The sequence below is a fragment of the Rhizobium skierniewicense Ch11 genome, assembly GCF_023757665.1.
In the GTDB taxonomy this organism is placed as follows: domain Bacteria; phylum Pseudomonadota; class Alphaproteobacteria; order Rhizobiales; family Rhizobiaceae; genus Agrobacterium; species Agrobacterium skierniewicense.
Genome location: NZ_RXPG01000021.1, coordinates 296,125 through 311,745, shown reverse-complemented (window position 1 = coordinate 311,745; position 15,621 = coordinate 296,125). Strand labels below are relative to the sequence as shown.

General features: G+C 55.8%; 14 protein-coding genes and 1 pseudogene. 8 read left to right on the top strand and 7 right to left on the bottom strand.

Going from position 1 to position 15,621, the window contains the following annotated elements:
* Positions 1-379 precede the first annotated feature (379 nt).
* From EKM04_RS15695 to EKM04_RS15680, 3 genes and pseudogenes are all read left to right on the top strand, one after another.
* Positions 380-2,236 carry an ABC transporter ATP-binding protein gene (locus EKM04_RS15695; protein WP_183895240.1) on the top strand — a complete coding sequence of 619 codons (1,857 nt, stop codon included), beginning with the start codon at positions 380-382 and terminating at the stop codon, positions 2,234-2,236.
* A gap of 266 nt (positions 2,237-2,502) precedes the next feature.
* Positions 2,503-3,456 (top strand): annotated as a pseudogene (locus EKM04_RS15685) (IS110 family RNA-guided transposase).
* A 128-nt stretch (positions 3,457-3,584) separates the two neighbouring features.
* A complete protein-coding gene (locus EKM04_RS15680; RefSeq protein ID WP_183895246.1) occupies positions 3,585-5,459 on the top strand; it encodes an ABC transporter ATP-binding protein in 1,875 nt (624 codons plus the stop codon).
* A 27-nt stretch (positions 5,460-5,486) separates the two neighbouring features.
* Here EKM04_RS15680 and EKM04_RS15675 read toward each other — a convergent pair whose 3' ends face one another.
* On the bottom strand, positions 5,487-6,422 hold the full coding sequence (locus EKM04_RS15675) for an endonuclease/exonuclease/phosphatase family protein (RefSeq protein ID WP_183895248.1): 936 nt from the start codon (positions 6,420-6,422) through the stop codon (positions 5,487-5,489).
* 304 nt (positions 6,423-6,726) lie between these two features.
* Here EKM04_RS15675 and petA point away from each other — a divergent pair, with 304 nt between their 5' ends.
* From petA to EKM04_RS15650, 5 genes are all read left to right on the top strand, one after another.
* Positions 6,727-7,305: a ubiquinol-cytochrome c reductase iron-sulfur subunit gene (gene petA / locus EKM04_RS15670; protein WP_252094079.1), complete on the top strand. Its 579-nt coding sequence runs from the start codon at positions 6,727-6,729 to the stop codon at positions 7,303-7,305.
* Between the two features lie 13 nt (positions 7,306-7,318).
* Positions 7,319-8,602, top strand: a complete 1,284-nt coding sequence (locus EKM04_RS15665) for a cytochrome b (RefSeq protein ID WP_174153641.1) — start codon at positions 7,319-7,321, stop codon at positions 8,600-8,602.
* Positions 8,603-8,622: 20 nt separating this feature from the next.
* Positions 8,623-9,510, top strand: coding sequence for a cytochrome c1 (locus EKM04_RS15660; RefSeq protein WP_183895252.1), 888 nt, complete (start codon positions 8,623-8,625; stop codon positions 9,508-9,510).
* A gap of 195 nt (positions 9,511-9,705) precedes the next feature.
* On the top strand, positions 9,706-10,248 hold the full coding sequence (locus tag EKM04_RS15655) for an adenine phosphoribosyltransferase (RefSeq protein ID WP_174153638.1): 543 nt from the start codon (positions 9,706-9,708) through the stop codon (positions 10,246-10,248).
* Positions 10,249-10,341: 93 nt separating this feature from the next.
* Complete coding sequence (locus tag EKM04_RS15650; protein WP_234910917.1) at positions 10,342-11,067, top strand: membrane-anchored protein; 726 nt, start codon at positions 10,342-10,344, stop codon at positions 11,065-11,067.
* Here EKM04_RS15650 and EKM04_RS15645 read toward each other — a convergent pair.
* The 6 genes from EKM04_RS15645 to EKM04_RS15620 form a co-directional block, all read right to left on the bottom strand.
* A complete protein-coding gene (locus tag EKM04_RS15645) occupies positions 11,064-11,531 on the bottom strand; it encodes a hotdog family protein (RefSeq protein WP_183895254.1) in 468 nt (155 codons plus the stop codon). The genes EKM04_RS15650 and EKM04_RS15645 overlap by 4 nt on opposite strands.
* Positions 11,528-11,986 (bottom strand): MaoC family dehydratase, encoded by a 459-nt coding sequence (locus tag EKM04_RS15640; protein WP_183895256.1) that lies wholly within the window; start codon positions 11,984-11,986, stop codon positions 11,528-11,530. Before EKM04_RS15640 ends, EKM04_RS15645 begins: the two co-directional genes overlap by 4 nt.
* A 154-nt stretch (positions 11,987-12,140) precedes the next feature.
* Positions 12,141-13,244: a redox-regulated ATPase YchF gene (gene ychF, locus EKM04_RS15635; RefSeq protein ID WP_174153635.1), complete on the bottom strand. Its 1,104-nt coding sequence runs from the start codon at positions 13,242-13,244 to the stop codon at positions 12,141-12,143.
* 117 nt (positions 13,245-13,361) lie between these two features.
* Positions 13,362-13,970 carry an exopolysaccharide biosynthesis protein gene (locus EKM04_RS15630; protein WP_183895258.1) on the bottom strand — a complete coding sequence of 203 codons (609 nt, stop codon included), beginning with the start codon at positions 13,968-13,970 and terminating at the stop codon, positions 13,362-13,364.
* 116 nt (positions 13,971-14,086) lie between these two features.
* Positions 14,087-14,806 (bottom strand): aminoacyl-tRNA hydrolase, encoded by a 720-nt coding sequence (gene pth / locus EKM04_RS15625; protein WP_183895260.1) that lies wholly within the window; start codon positions 14,804-14,806, stop codon positions 14,087-14,089.
* 89 nt (positions 14,807-14,895) lie between these two features.
* Positions 14,896-15,612, bottom strand: a complete 717-nt coding sequence (locus EKM04_RS15620) for a substrate-binding periplasmic protein (RefSeq protein ID WP_183895262.1) — start codon at positions 15,610-15,612, stop codon at positions 14,896-14,898.
* Between the last annotated feature and the right edge of the window lie 9 nt (positions 15,613-15,621).

Genomic DNA, 15,621 nt, shown 5'->3' with positions numbered 1-15,621 from the left:
CGGGGTCTATCACGACTGTCAATGCTAGAACAAGCGAACGGCATAAACCTTGGGCTGTTGTTTTGCGGATACACTCGCGTTTTACGATTTTCGTTGCGGCGGCAAAAATGGTTTGGTGCTGGTCAATGCTGACTTTTCGAGCTACAAGAACGCGTCTTTAACACCAGCTTCGGAGGTTCAGATGAATATGCTTGTTCGATATCGCCTCCCGGCCCTTGTAACGGTCCTGCAGGCTTAGGTGTTTTTGCGGTTGACCCGCTTTTCCATCTCAATTCGTCATGTGGCTGTCGCGGCCATATCCATCTTATTCCCGTGGTGGCCGTAGGCGTTTTCTGCCCGCATGCTTCTCTCTCGGGATCATTATATCCGGAGCTTGGCCATGTTCGGCTGGTTTGAAAAACGTCTCGACCCATTCCCTGCAGCCACGCCTGTCGTGCCGCCCGACAGGCTGTTGCCGTTCATGTGGCACTATGTCAAACCCGCCGCCCCCTGGTTGCTGCTGCTTGGTCTGATGTCGATGGGAATCGCGGTTGCGGAAGTGATGCTCTATCAGTTCCTCGGCAATATCGTTGATTGGCTGTCGTCTGCCAACCGGGAAACGTTTCTGCACGACGAGGGCTGGCGTCTGATCATGATGGCGGCAATCCTGCTGGTGGCTTTGCCGTTGATGGGCGCGCTCCACACGATGACGATGCACCAGACGCTGGCTGGAAACTTCGGCATGATCGCCCGCTGGCATATGCACCGCTTCCTGTTGCGCCATTCCATGACCTTCTTTGCCAACGAATTCGCCGGTCGCGTTTCCACCAAGGTCATGCAGACGGCGCTCTCCATTCGTGAAGTGGCCCTGAAAATCATCGACGTTTTCGTCTATGCCATCAGCTTCGTGTTCTCGATGCTGTTCATGGTAGCTGCAGCCGACTGGCGGCTGGTCATTCCGCTTCTTGTCTGGCTTTCAATCTATATCGCGATTCTGACCTATTTCGTGCCGAAGCTCGGGCGCCTCGCCAGCGAGCAGGCGGATGCGCGCTCCTTGATGACGGGTCGCATCGTGGACAGCTATACCAACATCGCCACCATCAAGCTGTTTTCTCATGCGGGCCGCGAAGAAGTCTATGCACGTGAAGGTATGAATGTGTTTCTGGACACCGTTCACCGACAGATGCGCAAGATTTCCGCGTTCAACATCGCCATCGATATCAACAACGTGGTGGTCATCTTCTCTACAGCGTCGCTTGGCCTTTATTTCTGGCTGACCGGCTCGGTCACGGTCGGTGCACTGGCTGTCGCCATCGGTCTCTCAATGCGTGTCAACGGCATGTCGCAGTGGATCATGTGGGAAGTTACGTCGCTGTTTGAAAATATCGGTACGGTCTATGACGGGATGAGCATGATGACCAAGCCGCATGACATCCTTGACGAGCCCAATGCGCCAGCACTGTCCGCGCCCAAGGGTGAGATACATTTCGACGACATCCGTTTCTACTACGGCAGGAACAAGGGTGTCATCGAAGGCCTGTCATTGCATATCAGGCCGGGCGAAAAAATCGGACTTGTCGGCCGTTCGGGTGCGGGCAAGACGACGCTGATGAACCTTTTGCTGCGGTTTTACGATCTCGAATCCGGAAAAATTCGCATCGACGGACAGGATATCTCGACCGTCTCGCAGGATAGCCTGCGCTCGCTGATCGGCGTGGTGACGCAGGATACCTCGCTGCTCCACCGCACCATCCGCGATAACATCGCTTATGGGCACCCCGGTGCGACAGATGAAGAGATCATTGCAGCGGCAAAGCGTGCCAATGCCTGGGACTTCATTGAAACATTGGTGGACATGCATGGCGGTATCGGGCTGGATGCACAGGTCGGCGAGCGCGGCGTCAAGCTGTCCGGCGGCCAACGTCAACGTATCTCAATCGCCCGTGTATTCCTGAAAAACGCTCCGATCCTGATCCTTGATGAGGCAACGTCTGCCTTGGACTCCGAGGTCGAGGCCGCGATTCAGGAAAATCTGTTCGCGCTTATGGAGGGCAAGACCGTCATCGCGATCGCACACCGACTTTCCACGCTAACGGAGATGGACCGTCTGATTGTCCTCGACATGGGCAAGATCGTTGAGGCCGGCACGCATGGAGAGTTGGTGGAGAAGGGCGGTATTTACGCTGATCTGTGGCTGCGCCAGTCGGGCGGATTCATTGCGGATGAGGAGCAGGATATGAAGGTGGCCGGAGAATAAAACAGACTCTCGTGATCGTGGCAGGAAGACGGAGGGCCTGTATTCGAAAGAATGCAGGCTTATACATTACAAGGCCGGTGCATTTGTTATGATGCACCGGCCTCGTTTGTCATTGGGTGGTTGCAACACCGCGATGACTGCGCAAAGCGGTTGATCCTTGCGGGCCTGAACTTTCGTTCGTAAAAAAGCAGAACCCTTTGCGCATTTCGAGGTTTCGTCGAACCGTTGAGAGAGCTTCGCGCTCGCGTATAAGGGAGACTTGCCTCATGTCCTATACTAACCGTTTTATCGGCATCGACATATCGAAATCCTCGTTCGACATCTGCGTGCTTCCCGAGAACAATTCGGCAAGCTTTTCCAACGATGTCTGCGGCATTGCCCGGTTTCTTGCCTTTGTTGCTCAACTGGATAACGTCGCCCGTCTGGTTTTGGAACCGACTGGCGGGTACTAGCGCCCCGTCGTGGATGCCCTGCTGGCTGCTCATCTGCCGGTGGCAAGGGTGAATGCCAAACAGATCAGACAATTTGCACGTGCCTGCGGCCAGCTTTCCAAGACAGACAGGATCGACGCCTTCGTTCTGGCGGACTACGCCAAGCGCACGGAAACGCAAGTTCTCACTCCATCTTCGCCAGCTCAAATAGCGCTGGTCGATCTGGTTTCGCGTTACAAGCAGGTATCGCACATGATCGTGCAGGAAAAGAACCGGCGAGAGAAGCTGCATAATCGAGGCGAAAGCAGAACCAGGGCATGGATCGAGGAAACGTTGGCATTCCTGCTGCAACAGCGCCAGTCGGTAGTCGACGCCATGGAAGCCTGCCTAAGGTCGGACAAAGATCTTGCCGACAAGGCGCAAGTTCTCACCTCGCTCAAGGGCATCGGAATGCGCACCGCATGTGTCCTGATCGCCGGGCTTCCTGAACTCGGACTGTTGGACAAAGGGCAAATCGCAAAGCTCGTCGGCGTCGCACCGATGAATCGCGACAGCGGACTGATGCGTGGAAAACGGATGATCGCAGGCGGGAGAAAACCGGTAAGGGATGCGCTTTACATTGCAGCACTACCGGCCATACGCTTCGACCCCAACATGAAAGCCATATTTGACCGACTGAAAGCCAAAGGCAAACCCGGAAAGGTTGCTCTCGTCGCGGTCATGCGCAGGATGATCATAATCCTCAATGCAAGAATGCGGGATTATCGAGCAACGGTGCTTGACCCATAACACCGTTGCTTTTTTACATTAAGCAAATAGGCGGGAATGTTTCCTGCCTATTTTTTGTCTGGTTGCATTACCAAAATATAATCCACCATCTTCTTTGCGCCCCTCTGGAATCCGCCTATACCCGAAGCATGATCATCACCCGTATTTTTCGCTATTTCGAAACCTGGATCGAGCCCTTTGCCCGCAGGGACGATCTGCGTCCGCCGGAAAATACCCTTGCGTTCATCTGGTTTTATCTCAGGCAAGCCAAAACGCCGTTCTTCGCCATGCTGATTCTAGGCGGGCTGACGGCGGCTATCGAGGCGGCGCTGTTCTGGTTCGTCGGGCGGCTGGTGGATATTCTGGCGACCGTCAAGCCGGGCGAGGGCTGGGCCGGGCTGATTGCCGGGCACGGTTACGAGCTGATCGGTATGCTGTTTCTGATCGCCGTCGTGCGGTTCATCGTCACCATGGCGACGGCGCTGGTCGATCAGCAGGTCATCACGCCCGGCTTCTACAATCTCGTGCGCTGGCAGTCCTACATGCATGTGGCGCGGCAGTCCCTGACCTTCTTCCAGAATGATTTTTCCGGCCGTATCGTCACCAAGGTCTGGTCGGGCGGGCAGGCCGCAGGCGATCTCGTGACGTCGCTGATGGAGAGCGTCTGGTTCGTCGGCATTTACTCGGTGTCGATGCTGTTTTTGATCGGGGGGCTCGATTGGCGTCTGGCTGTTGTGGTCATCGTCTGGGTTGGGATATTTTCCATGCTGGCGCGTTACTTCGTGCCGCGTATCCGGAAGCACTCAAAAGAGACGGCTGAAGCTGCTTCCATGTTGTCTGGCCGTATGGTCGACGCCTATAGCAACATCCAGACGCTGCGTCTGTTTGGACGCGACGATGCCAATGATCGCTACATGCGCGATGGTTTCGATACGTTTCAAAGCAAGACCATGATGTTCACGCGATTCATCACCGGCGTGCGGACCTCGATGGCACTGCTGTCCGGCATCATGATTACATCAATGGCGGCATTGTGTATCGATCTCTGGCTTTCCGGCCGGATCAGCTCCGGCGCCGTTGCATTTACGCTGGCGCTGGTTCTCCGCCTGAATTTCCTGTTGGGCCGCCTGATGACTCAGTTCAACGGCATCATGCGCAATTTTGGCACCGTGCAGAATGCCGCAGAACTGATTTCCAAACCTGTCGATCTCGTCGATGTGGCTGACGCACCCCCACTGATCGTAGCCAAGCCCGGCGTGCGCTACGACAATGTCAGCTTTCACTACGGGCGCAGCAAGGGTGTCATCGATCATATCAGCCTCGATATCGCGCCCGGTGAAAAGGTCGGCATTGTGGGCCGCTCTGGCGCGGGCAAATCCACGCTCGTCAATCTGCTGCTACGTTTCTATGATGTCGAGAAGGGCCGTATCCTCATCGATGGGCAGGATATTGCCAAAGTCAGTCAGGAAACGCTTCGCGCTCATATTGGCATGGTCACGCAGGATACCTCGCTGCTGCACCGCTCCATTCGCGATAACATCATGTTTGGACGCATGGATGCCACCGAGGAGCAATTGCTTGCGGCGATCAGGCGCGCCAAGGCCGATGACTTCATTGAACGTCTCGAGGACCAGCGCGGTCGAAAAGGGTTGGATGCGCATGTGGGGGAGCGCGGTGTGAAACTCTCCGGCGGCCAGCGTCAACGCATTGCGATCGCCCGCGTGATGTTGAAAGACGCGCCCATCTTGGTGCTGGATGAAGCGACCTCGGCGCTCGATTCCGAGGTGGAGGCCGCCATCCAGAGCAATCTGGATGAATTGATGCGCGGCAAGACGGTTCTGGCCATCGCCCACCGCCTTTCCACCATCGCTGCGCTCGACCGCTTGATCGTGATGGATGCCGGGCGGATCGTGGAGGAGGGCACTCACAGAGAACTCGTGACCAGTGGGGGACTTTATTCGGAACTTTGGACGCGACAGTCGGGCGGATTTTTATCGGATAACGACGCAGCGCTTCCGGCTTAGAGCATTTCCATTTAACAAGGAAACGCTCTAAGGCGTGGCAATCGCGAAGTCGGCCACCAGCCCGTAGTGATTGGAACCGAGGCTATCTGGCAAACGGTCCAGTTTCATCAATGTCGCTGGTTGCCTGGCAAAGATATGGTCGATGGCGATGCCGAATTGCCCGGCCCCGGTGGGCCATGTGGCTGGTTCCCACTGGGCTTTTTTCAGGTCGGTTGCCAGCAAAAAATCTCCCATATCAGGCGCGATGCTGGCCGAATTGAAATCACCGCCGAGAATCAAAGGGCCTGAAACGGATGAAATCGCCGATCGGATGCGACTGAGCTCATTGCGGTGATATTCATCGAAATATGGCTTGGCCAGGTGGGCGGCGGCGAGTGTCAGCTCCTGCCCGTCAAGGTTTATCGTGGCCATAGCGAAGCGTTCGCGGCTGACATAGCTCAGACTTCCGATGCGGGCATTCTCAAGCGGGCGTTTCGACAGGATCAGAAGATCGCAGGATTGGACGCCCTGGCCGCAGCCAAGGCGGTGAGGATAGGTTTGGCTAAGGCGGGGCAAAACGCTCGTCAACGCCGCTGCCTCCATCACATAGGCAACATCAGCTTTCGATGCCACGATCGTATCGGCAATTGATTCGGCGTTGCGCCCGTTTTCCATCAGGACATTGAACGACAACAGCCGGAACGGTTTGGCGCCTTGCGGTGCATAAGCTTGGGTAACGAATTCCCGATGCATGTAAAGGGCGTGTGCGCTGAGCACGAAAGCCCATGCCAATAGCATGATGAAGATGCGGGAGCGTAGGACAACGAGGCACATTAACGCAAAAAGTGCCGCCAACACCGCGATATGAAGTTGGAAACTGTTGACGAAGGCCAAAAGCCAAAAATCAGAGATATAACGAATGCTGATCACGCTGAGCGCCAGCACAAGCGCAGAGGCGGCGACACAGGTGAGCCTAGCTTTCAAATCAAAACCTCGTTTACCGGCTCTCTCTGATTCTGATTATCACGGGTCATTTGCCTGCACAATGTTGCAGGATGGACAGCAGCATCGGAAAAGGCGGAGAAAAATGCTCCACAAGGCAGAATTACGGCAGCTTTGTGTGCTTTCCTCTTGCCAAGGTCCGCCATATTTTGCGATCAAGCAGAATAGGCGCGATTTAATGTCGCGCACTGACCGGGACACGGGGGATCGAGTTTGTCCTGGATCAAAACAGAGCTGGAGGACTCATGCGACTTTCAACGAAATCAGCGCAGAGGATGGTGTAGCGGTGAGTGAGCACGTAAATGATCATGACGCGACAGGTGAGCCCACCCGTCGCGACTTTCTTTATCTGGTGACCGGTATGGCCGGTGTGGTCGGCGCAGGTGCTGCCGTCTGGCCGTTCATCGATCAGATGCGCCCCGACGCATCCACCCTGGCGCTCGCATCGATCGAAGTGAATGTGGCAAGCGTTGAGCCGGGCATGTCGCTGACCGTGAAGTGGCGCGGCAAGCCGATCTTTATTCGCAACCGTACGCCCAAAGAGCTGGAAGAAGCCAACGCCGTTCCGTTGGCCGATCTGAAGGATCCCGTCGCGCGCAATGCCAATCTCGATGCCGCAGCCCAGGCGACCGATATCGACCGTTCTGCGGGCAAGGGTAAGGAAAACTGGATCGTCATGGTTGGGTCCTGCACCCATCTGGGTTGTGTTCCCCTGGGTCAGGCGGGCGATTTCGGCGGCTGGTTCTGTCCCTGCCATGGCTCGCACTACGATACGGCGGGCCGAATACGCAAAGGTCCGGCGCCGGAAAACCTGCATATTCCGACCTTCGCATTTACATCCGATACCGTGATCAAGATCGGATAAGGGGACATTTGAAATGAGTGGTCATTCCAGTTACCAGCCCTCGACCGGTATCGAAAGATGGGTCGATTCCCGCCTGCCTCTGCCACGTATGGTCTATGACAGCTTCATAGCCTATCCGGTGCCGCGCAACCTGAACTATGCCTACACCTTTGGCGCCATGCTTGCCGTCATGTTGATCGTGCAAATTCTGACCGGCGTCGTGCTGGCCATGCATTATGCCGCTGAAACGACGGTGGCTTTCAATTCCGTCGAAAAGATCATGCGTGACGTGAACCATGGCTGGCTGCTGCGCTATATGCATGCCAACGGTGCGTCGTTCTTCTTCGTCGCTGTTTATCTGCACATTGCCCGTGGCCTCTATTACGGCTCCTACAAGGCTCCGCGTGAAATTCTCTGGATCCTCGGCTGCATCATCTTCCTTTTGATGATGGCGACCGGTTTCATGGGTTACGTTCTGCCCTGGGGCCAGATGTCTTTCTGGGGTGCAACCGTCATCACCGGCTTTTTCACGGCGTTTCCAGGTGTGGGCGAGTGGATTCAGCAGTTCCTGCTCGGCGGCTTTGCCGTCGACCAGCCGACCCTGAACCGCTTCTTCGCGCTTCACTACCTTCTGCCCTTCATGATCGTTGGTGTCGTCATTCTTCATATCTGGGCACTGCACGTGACGGGCCAGACCAACCCAACGGGTGTTGAAGTGAAGACGAAGACGGACACCGTTCCGTTCACGCCCTATGCGACGTTGAAAGATGCGCTCGGAATTTCCGTCTTCCTGCTGGTTTATGCATACTTCGTCTTCTACATGCCCAACTTCCTCGGCCATCCTGATAACTACATCATGGCGGATGCCCTGAAGACACCGGCGCATATCGTTCCGGAATGGTACTTCCTGCCGTTCTACGCCATGCTGCGTGCCATCACGTTCAACGTCGGCCCGATCGATTCCAAGCTCGGTGGCGTCCTGGTGATGTTTGGTGCCATCGTCGTCTTGTTCTTCCTGCCTTGGCTGGATACGTCGAAGGTTCGCTCGGCCGTCTACCGTCCTTGGTACAAGATGTTCTTCTGGGTCTTCGTGGTGAATTCCATCATGCTCGGCTGGTTGGGTTCGCGCCCTGCAGAAGGTACGTATGTCACCCTTTCGCAAATCGGCACGGTTTACTACTTCGGCTTCTTCCTCATCATCATGCCGCTTCTCGGCCTGTTCGAGACGCCGAGGCGTATTCCCAATTCGATCACCGAAGCTGTTCTCGAAAAGAACGGCAAGTCTGCCGCCGCTCCTGCGGCTGCGGTGAAAATATGAGTGCGAGAGGGACGATTACAATGAGAAAGTTTGTAACGAGCATCGCGCTTATCGCTGCCATGGGTGGTTTTTCCTCTGCGGTTACTGCCGCAGAAGAAAGCCATGATCTGAAGGCACAGACCGAACATGCGATTGCGGGCGGGCATTTCCCGATCCTCAAGCCGCATGAGGAAGACTGGTCCTTTGCCGGTCCTTTCGGAACGTACGACAAAGCCCAGCTTCAGCGTGGATTAAAAGTCTACAAGGAAGTCTGTTCCGCCTGCCACTCCATGAACCTCGTGTCCTTCCGCACGCTGGAAGGTCTTGGCTACTCGGAGGGTCAGGTCAAAGCCTTTGCTGCCGAATATGAAGTGCAGGATGGCCCGAATGCCGATGGCGAGATGTTCACGCGCAAAGCCGTCCCATCCGACCATTTCCCATCGCCTTACCCGAACAAGGAAGCGGCAGCCGCGTCCAACGGTGGCGCTGCGCCGCCCGACATGTCGCTGCTTGCGAAGGCACGCGGTGTGGAGCGCGGTTTTCCGCAGTTCATCTTCGACATGATTCCGTTTGTTGGCGGCTATCAGGAAGGTGGACCGGACTATATTCATGCTCTTCTGACCGGCTATCAGAACGCGCCTGAGGGCATCGAAGTGGCGGAAGGAACGCATTTCAATCCGTATTTCGGCAGCGCTATCGCACTCAAGATGGCACCACCGATCAGCAATGATCAGGTGACCTACGACGACGGTACCCCGCAGACGCTGGACCAGTATTCGCAGGACGTCTCCGCATTCCTGATGTGGGCGGCAGAGCCACATCTCGAAGAGCGCAAACGCACCGGTTTCATGGTCATGGTGTTTCTCTTTATCTTCACGGTCCTGATCTACCTGACCAAGAAGTCCGTGTACTCCAGAAAAGAGCACTGATCTCCTTCATCGTTGCTTTCAGCGTCAGCCCTCTCGGTTTATCCGGGAGGGCTTTCTGTTTTGGCGCGCAGAGTTGTGGAAAGGGTGAGATGATTGATGGTGCTTTTGGACACGTCGCTATTTTGTGTTTGTCTGTCGTCGTTGAATTGATAAGGTCCCGCGAAACCAGATCCATCAAGAACCATCGGAAATTCAATGACCGTCATCGCTTCGGAGCTCGCCGCTGCCATCCGCTCCATCAACGACTATCCAAAGCCGGGGATCATTTTTCGGGATATCACCACGCTTCTCGGCAATCCCCGTGCGTTCCGCCGTGCTGTTGATGAATTGGTTCAGCCCTATGCGGGGACGAAGATCGACAAGATTGCGGGCATGGAAGCACGCGGTTTCATCTTAGGCGGTGCAGTCGCGCACCAGCTTTCTGCCGGTTTCGTGCCGATCCGCAAGAAGGGCAAGCTTCCGCACACCACGGTGCGGGTTGCCTACAGCCTCGAATATGGCGTCGACGAGATGGAAATGCATGTGGACGCCGTCCAGCCGGGCGAGAAGGTCATTCTCGTGGACGATCTGATCGCAACCGGCGGTACGGCCGAAGGTGCTGTTAAACTTTTGCGCCAGATGGGTGCGGATATCGTATCCGCATGTTTTGTGATCGACCTGCCGGATTTGGGAGGCCGCAAGAAGCTGGAAGATTTGGGCGTGGAGGTGCGCACACTCGTGGAGTTTTCCGGGCACTAGGTCCGGTGGTTTCCAGATTGGCAGAATGTGCCTCCGTCCCGTGAGGCTTTTCCTTCGATGCGCATGATAGAGGTCCTCCCTTTGCAGAAGCTCATGGATTTTAAGACATGGCTGTTTCGATACTTGAAATTCGTCGTGGTGCGACCGAAGCCTTGGAGCGACGCCAGCATAAAGGGACGTAGGGTCGTTGTTGTCGGCTCTGCCCCCAACTCCGCCAAGCCTTTCGACTTTGATGAGTCCTACATGCTCATCTCCGTCAACGCATCGCAGATCGTCGCGAAGAACTGGGGTGTGACCAAGCCTGACATCACCTTGATCATGTTCCATCAGATCGAGGGTAACTCAACGAATGCGAAGGAAGTCCGGCGTCTGCTGAAGGGTGAAAGAACGGGCCACCTCTGCATGCTTTTGTGGCGGCATGATTTGGAGCGGTTGAAACAAGGGCTACGACGCATCGGCTTCGGCTACGATAAGCTGACGATGGTCGATCGGTTAAGCCGCGTCGCTTTGGTGCGTGCCGTGACGGGAAAGCTGAATTTTGAAATCACCCCGGAATCGAAATATTCGAATGGCGTCATTGCCGTCATGCTGGCGCTTCACAGTGGCGCGGAGCGTGTCGTTATCTCAGGTATCAATCCGGCATCGACTGGCCACATCTATAATGGCGAGAACCTGCACCGCAAGCACAGCGGTCCTGATCTTGACGCCTTGAAGCAGATGCAGCAGGCGGGGTTGCCGGTTTATACAGCCGATCCTGCCGTAGCAGCCGCAACAGGGTTGACGCTTTGGCAAAGTGAAGATGTCCCGGATGGGGTTTAATCGAATTCCAGGACATTGCTCTCAAACGTCACGACCGGCTTTCCGTGCTGATTAACCCCTTCATTGAAGGTCGTATTCATACGGAGACCCGGACGGGAGGCAAGGGGGCGTGATGCGAGCATCGTCGCGAAATAGGTTACGTCGTCACCGGCATAGACTGGATGCAGCCATTTGAGATTGCGAAAGCCGGGTGAGGGGCCCAGTTTTGGCGGTACCGCACCTTCTGATGTCAGCCGAGTAACTTCTTTTGCCCAATAGGCCAGAAAGCATTTCATCCACGATGCACTCGTCTGCCACCCGGATGCGCAGAGACCTTCAAACACAGAATTTTTTGCAGTATCTCCACTGAGATGGAAGGGCTGCGGATCGAATTTTTCGGCGTAGCTGATGATGGATTCAGCCGAGAAATGAACGGTGCCGAGTTGAAGCCTGACGTCGATGGGGTAGAGGTCAACAAATTTCATGACGACACCCATTCGCTTAACGTTGCAAACATGACATTCAACTCGGCGATGAACACAGTTTCCCCACGCTGGTTTTGCAATTCGTGATGCAGCTTGATGATCCCCAGACCCGGCCGTGATGCTGATATCCGCTGTTCGACCACTGTCGATGTGCCGCTCAGCGTATCGCCCGCGAGAACCGGCTTCTTCCAATCGACAAAATCGACCCCCAGCCCGGCCTGTGACGGCGCCTGATTTATGTAGCTGTCCACCGCCATGCGCATCATCATGGCGCATGTGTGCCATCCGGACGCAGCCAATCCGCCCAGAATACTGGCTTTTCCAGCTTCTTCGGAAAGGTGCATGGGCTGGGGATCGAATTCGGATGCGAACTCGATGATCTCGTCTGCGCTGACGGTTTTAAGCCCCAGCGGGAAACGTCTCCCTGGCGTGAAATCCTCGAAGCTGTATGTCACTGGCGAACTCCTCCTTCGCTGGCATGGATGATCTTAGCGTCACTCTATCTTTTACGTAAAGGTAAAAAGTGAAGTTGGGAACGTCGAAAATGGGCAGCCTGAAGACAAAAGGCCCGCGACGAGGCGCGGGCCGGTTTTCGCGTATGACTTGGCTTTAGGTGTTGAAACGGAAATGGATCACGTCGCCATCATGCACGACATATTCCTTGCCTTCATCCCGACCCTTGCCAGCTTCCTTGGCGCCGACTTCGCCTCTGCAGGCCACATAGTCGTCATAGGCTATGGTGAAGGCGCGGATGAAGCCGCGTTCGAAGTCCGTGTGGATCACGCCGGCAGCGCCCGGCGCCTTGGTGCCGCGCACGATGGTCCAGGCGCGTGTTTCCTTGGGGCCGACGGTGAAGTAGGTGATGAGGTCAAGCAACTGATAACCTGCACGAATGAGGCGGTCGAGACCCGCTTCTTCCAGGCCGAGAGCGGAGAGGAACTCCTTGGATTCTTCCTCAGGCAGTTGCGCGACTTCGGACTCGATGGCGGCGGAAATGATGACGCATTCCGCACCCTGAGCCTTCGCCATCTCGGCGACGGCCTTGGTGTGTTCGTTGCCATCGACAGCGTCGGCTTCCGCCACGTTGCACACGTAAAGCACCGGGTGCGAGGTCAAAAGGTTGAGACCCTTCAGGACTTCGATCTCGTCGTTGGCTAGCGTTTTTAGCAGCAGGCGAGCGGGCTTGCCATCGTTCAGAAGCTTGATGACCGCTTCCATGACCGGCAGTTGCGCTAGCGAGTCCTTGTCTTTTGAAGATGCGCGCTTGCGGGTCTGCTCAACGCGGCGCTCAAGGCTCTCGAGATCGGCGAGCATCAGCTCGGTTTCGATGGTGTCAGCATCGCCGACAGGGTTGATGCGCCCTTCGACATGAGTGATGTCATCGTCTTCGAAGCAACGCAGAACATGAACAACGGCATCGACTTCACGAATGTTGGCAAGAAACTTGTTGCCCAGACCTTCGCCCTTGGACGCGCCACGCACCAGACCGGCGATATCCACGAAGGAAATACGGGTCGGGATGATTTCCTTGGATCCGGCAATGTCGGCCAGTACCTTCATGCGCGGGTCGGGCACGGCAACTTCGCCGGTGTTCGGCTCAATCGTACAGAAGGGATAGTTCGCAGCCTGGGCCGCCGCCGTCTTCGTCAGCGCATTGAAGAGTGTGGACTTGCCGACGTTTGGCAGACCGACGATACCGCATTTAAAGCCCATGGCTTGAACCTGTCTTTTGTTTTCTCAAGAATTCCATTCGTCAGCCTTTTGCGGAAAGGGCAGGGCGAGGTCAAGCCTTGATGCTGAAAACCCTAAGGATTCGCTGCAAAAGCGCGTTTATACGGCCGGTTGGCCAAAGCCCAACCATCCAGAAACCAACGCCCAGCCGCCGTAGATGATGGCGCCGCTGGTCAAGACGGAGAGGATGGCGAGCAGGAGCCCGGTCAGCACCGCCATGTCGTCGCGTTGCGCCAGCCCAAGAGCGATGACCAGCACGGCTAGTCCGGGAAGCATGTTGCCGAAAGGAATGGGCAGTGCGATAAGAACAGCCATCAGAAAAATGACGATGCCGATGGAAACCTGTCCCATATATCTGGACAGCACATGGCCGCGGGGGCGGAGCAACGCCTCAAGCTTGGCAAGACGCGGTGCGGCTTTGTCCGCTGTCATCTGAATAATGGCACGAGATACGGACAGGCGACCTAGAAAGCGCGGCAGTACGAGGCGCCGCGCACCGAAAATGATCTGGAGCGACAAAATGGCAAGCGCTGTTCCAAAGATCATACCTGCTGGAATGCCGGGCGTTGGGACGATGGCAGGGATGGCAAACACGACCAGCACAAAAGCAATCGCCTGATCACCAAGTTTGTCGAGCAGGCCCTCCAGCGTGATCTTTTCGGGCAACCCATCCGGCAGTCGTCGCAAGGCCGCCGCCATGGTCTCCATTGGCGGGTCGTTATTCATGCGGAAGGGCGCGAATAAAGGAGGCTATTGTCTTCATGGAGGAGAGATGGTGATGGCTTTGCAGGTTTCAAGTCGCACGATGCGCGGTTGGCTTGTTGCTAATCCTTTTTCGGCGCGAACATGCGCTTCAGCATCTCGGCCATGGGTCCGGTTTTCGGCAGCTTCTTCGGTTGAGCGGAATTGCGGGCTTGGTGAATGTGGGATTTGGCGGCGGGTTTTGCGGCTGAGGCTTCTTTCTTCTCCTCGGTCTTCACGCCGACAGCGAGCGCAAGCTTGTTCATCAATTGCGAATCCTCGCCTTTCACGAGCATCTCGGCATTGTCAGCGATGGCGTCGATCAAAGGGTCTAGCCACACCTTGTCGGATTTGGCGAAGTCGCCCAGCACGTGGCCGTTGACCCGCTCCTTATCACCGGGGTGGCCGATGCCCAGTCGCAGGCGCCGGTAGTCCTTGCCACAATGGGCGTCGATCGATTTGAGCCCATTGTGACCACCGTGGCCTCCGCCCACCTTGATCCGCGCTCGGCCCGCGACCAGATCAAGCTCATCGTGAATGGCGATGATGTCCGAGATTTTCACCTTGTAGAAGCGCATGGCCTCGCCCACGGCTTCGCCTGACAGGTTCATAAATGTCTGCGGCTTCATCAACAGCACTTTTTCGCCAGCGATCTCTCCTTCGGATATCGCTGCCTTGAACTTTTTTGACCAAGGTGAAAAGGATGGCGTTCGTTGCAGCGCATCGACAACCATGAAGCCAATATTGTGGCGGTTGAACGCATATTGCGTGCCGGGATTGCCAAGGCCTACAAGGATGATCATGAAGGTGTTCGCCTGGGTTCGATTTCACGTTGACCTTCACCACCTAAAAAAGCGACGGGTGTCAACGATTTTGTCTTAATCGAGCCATGCTAGTTACGAATGACAAGGCCATATTTCTCGTAGATCTTGCGCTGTGTTCCGTCAGCGATCATCCCGTTCAGGATGCTTTGCATCTGGTTGATCAGGCTGTCGGGTATGGATGGGTTGCAGGCCATGCCCAGCGACTGGTGGGCAAGAACGGCGACCTCTACCAAATCTTCTCCCGACAACGTGTTGAGCGCGCTTTCAGACATCGGCATCATATCGATGCGACCCGCCTTTAGTCTCGCATGGGTCGTTTCGAAATCTGCACTCAGTTCGATTCGCGGGAACTTCATCGATTTCAGGAGTGTTTCGGTGTAGTCGTTCCTTTGGGTGCCGACCGAATACCGTTTCGCATCCTCAATATTTTTTACGTCAAGATGTGCACTACGTCGTGCGACCAGGACGTTTCTATCCGTGTGGATGGGTGATACCCACTTGAATTTTGTTTCACGTTCTGGTGTGCGTGCAGCGGCTACGACACAATAGGCTGGTGTCGTTTCAGCAAGTGCGACGGCGCGTGCCCAGGGCAGGATTTTTGCATCATAGTCGATACCCGCGCGCTCGAAGATGATTTTCAACTGGTCCATGTAGACGCCCGTTGGCATGCCATCGCTGCCACGGATGTTGTAGGGCGGGTATTCCTCGGTCGATACGTGGAGTTGGGCGGCATTCAGTGGAAGGGCTATCAAAAAAGCCAGCAATAGTCCCGTTATCCGTCGCATGATCGCCTC

Excerpts from the sequence above, each read along its gene's own strand:
- EKM04_RS15655 (WP_174153638.1), top strand. The coding sequence starts at position 9,706 with ATGACCGTCATCGCTTCGGAGCTCGCCGCTGCCATCCGCTCCATCAAC.
- EKM04_RS15680 (WP_183895246.1), top strand. The coding sequence starts at position 3,585 with ATGATCATCACCCGTATTTTTCGCTATTTCGAAACCTGGATCGAGCCC.
- EKM04_RS15645 (WP_183895254.1), bottom strand. The coding sequence starts at position 11,531 with ATGAAATTTGTTGACCTCTACCCCATCGACGTCAGGCTTCAACTCGGC.
- EKM04_RS15665 (WP_174153641.1), top strand. The coding sequence starts at position 7,319 with ATGAGTGGTCATTCCAGTTACCAGCCCTCGACCGGTATCGAAAGATGG.
- EKM04_RS15650 (WP_234910917.1), top strand. The coding sequence starts at position 10,342 with ATGGATTTTAAGACATGGCTGTTTCGATACTTGAAATTCGTCGTGGTG.
- EKM04_RS15620 (WP_183895262.1), bottom strand. The coding sequence starts at position 15,612 with ATGCGACGGATAACGGGACTATTGCTGGCTTTTTTGATAGCCCTTCCA.
- ychF (WP_174153635.1), bottom strand. The coding sequence starts at position 13,244 with ATGGGCTTTAAATGCGGTATCGTCGGTCTGCCAAACGTCGGCAAGTCC.
- EKM04_RS15660 (WP_183895252.1), top strand. The coding sequence starts at position 8,623 with ATGAGAAAGTTTGTAACGAGCATCGCGCTTATCGCTGCCATGGGTGGT.
- EKM04_RS15695 (WP_183895240.1), top strand. The coding sequence starts at position 380 with ATGTTCGGCTGGTTTGAAAAACGTCTCGACCCATTCCCTGCAGCCACG.
- pth (WP_183895260.1), bottom strand. The coding sequence starts at position 14,806 with ATGATCATCCTTGTAGGCCTTGGCAATCCCGGCACGCAATATGCGTTC.
- EKM04_RS15630 (WP_183895258.1), bottom strand. The coding sequence starts at position 13,970 with ATGGAGACCATGGCGGCGGCCTTGCGACGACTGCCGGATGGGTTGCCC.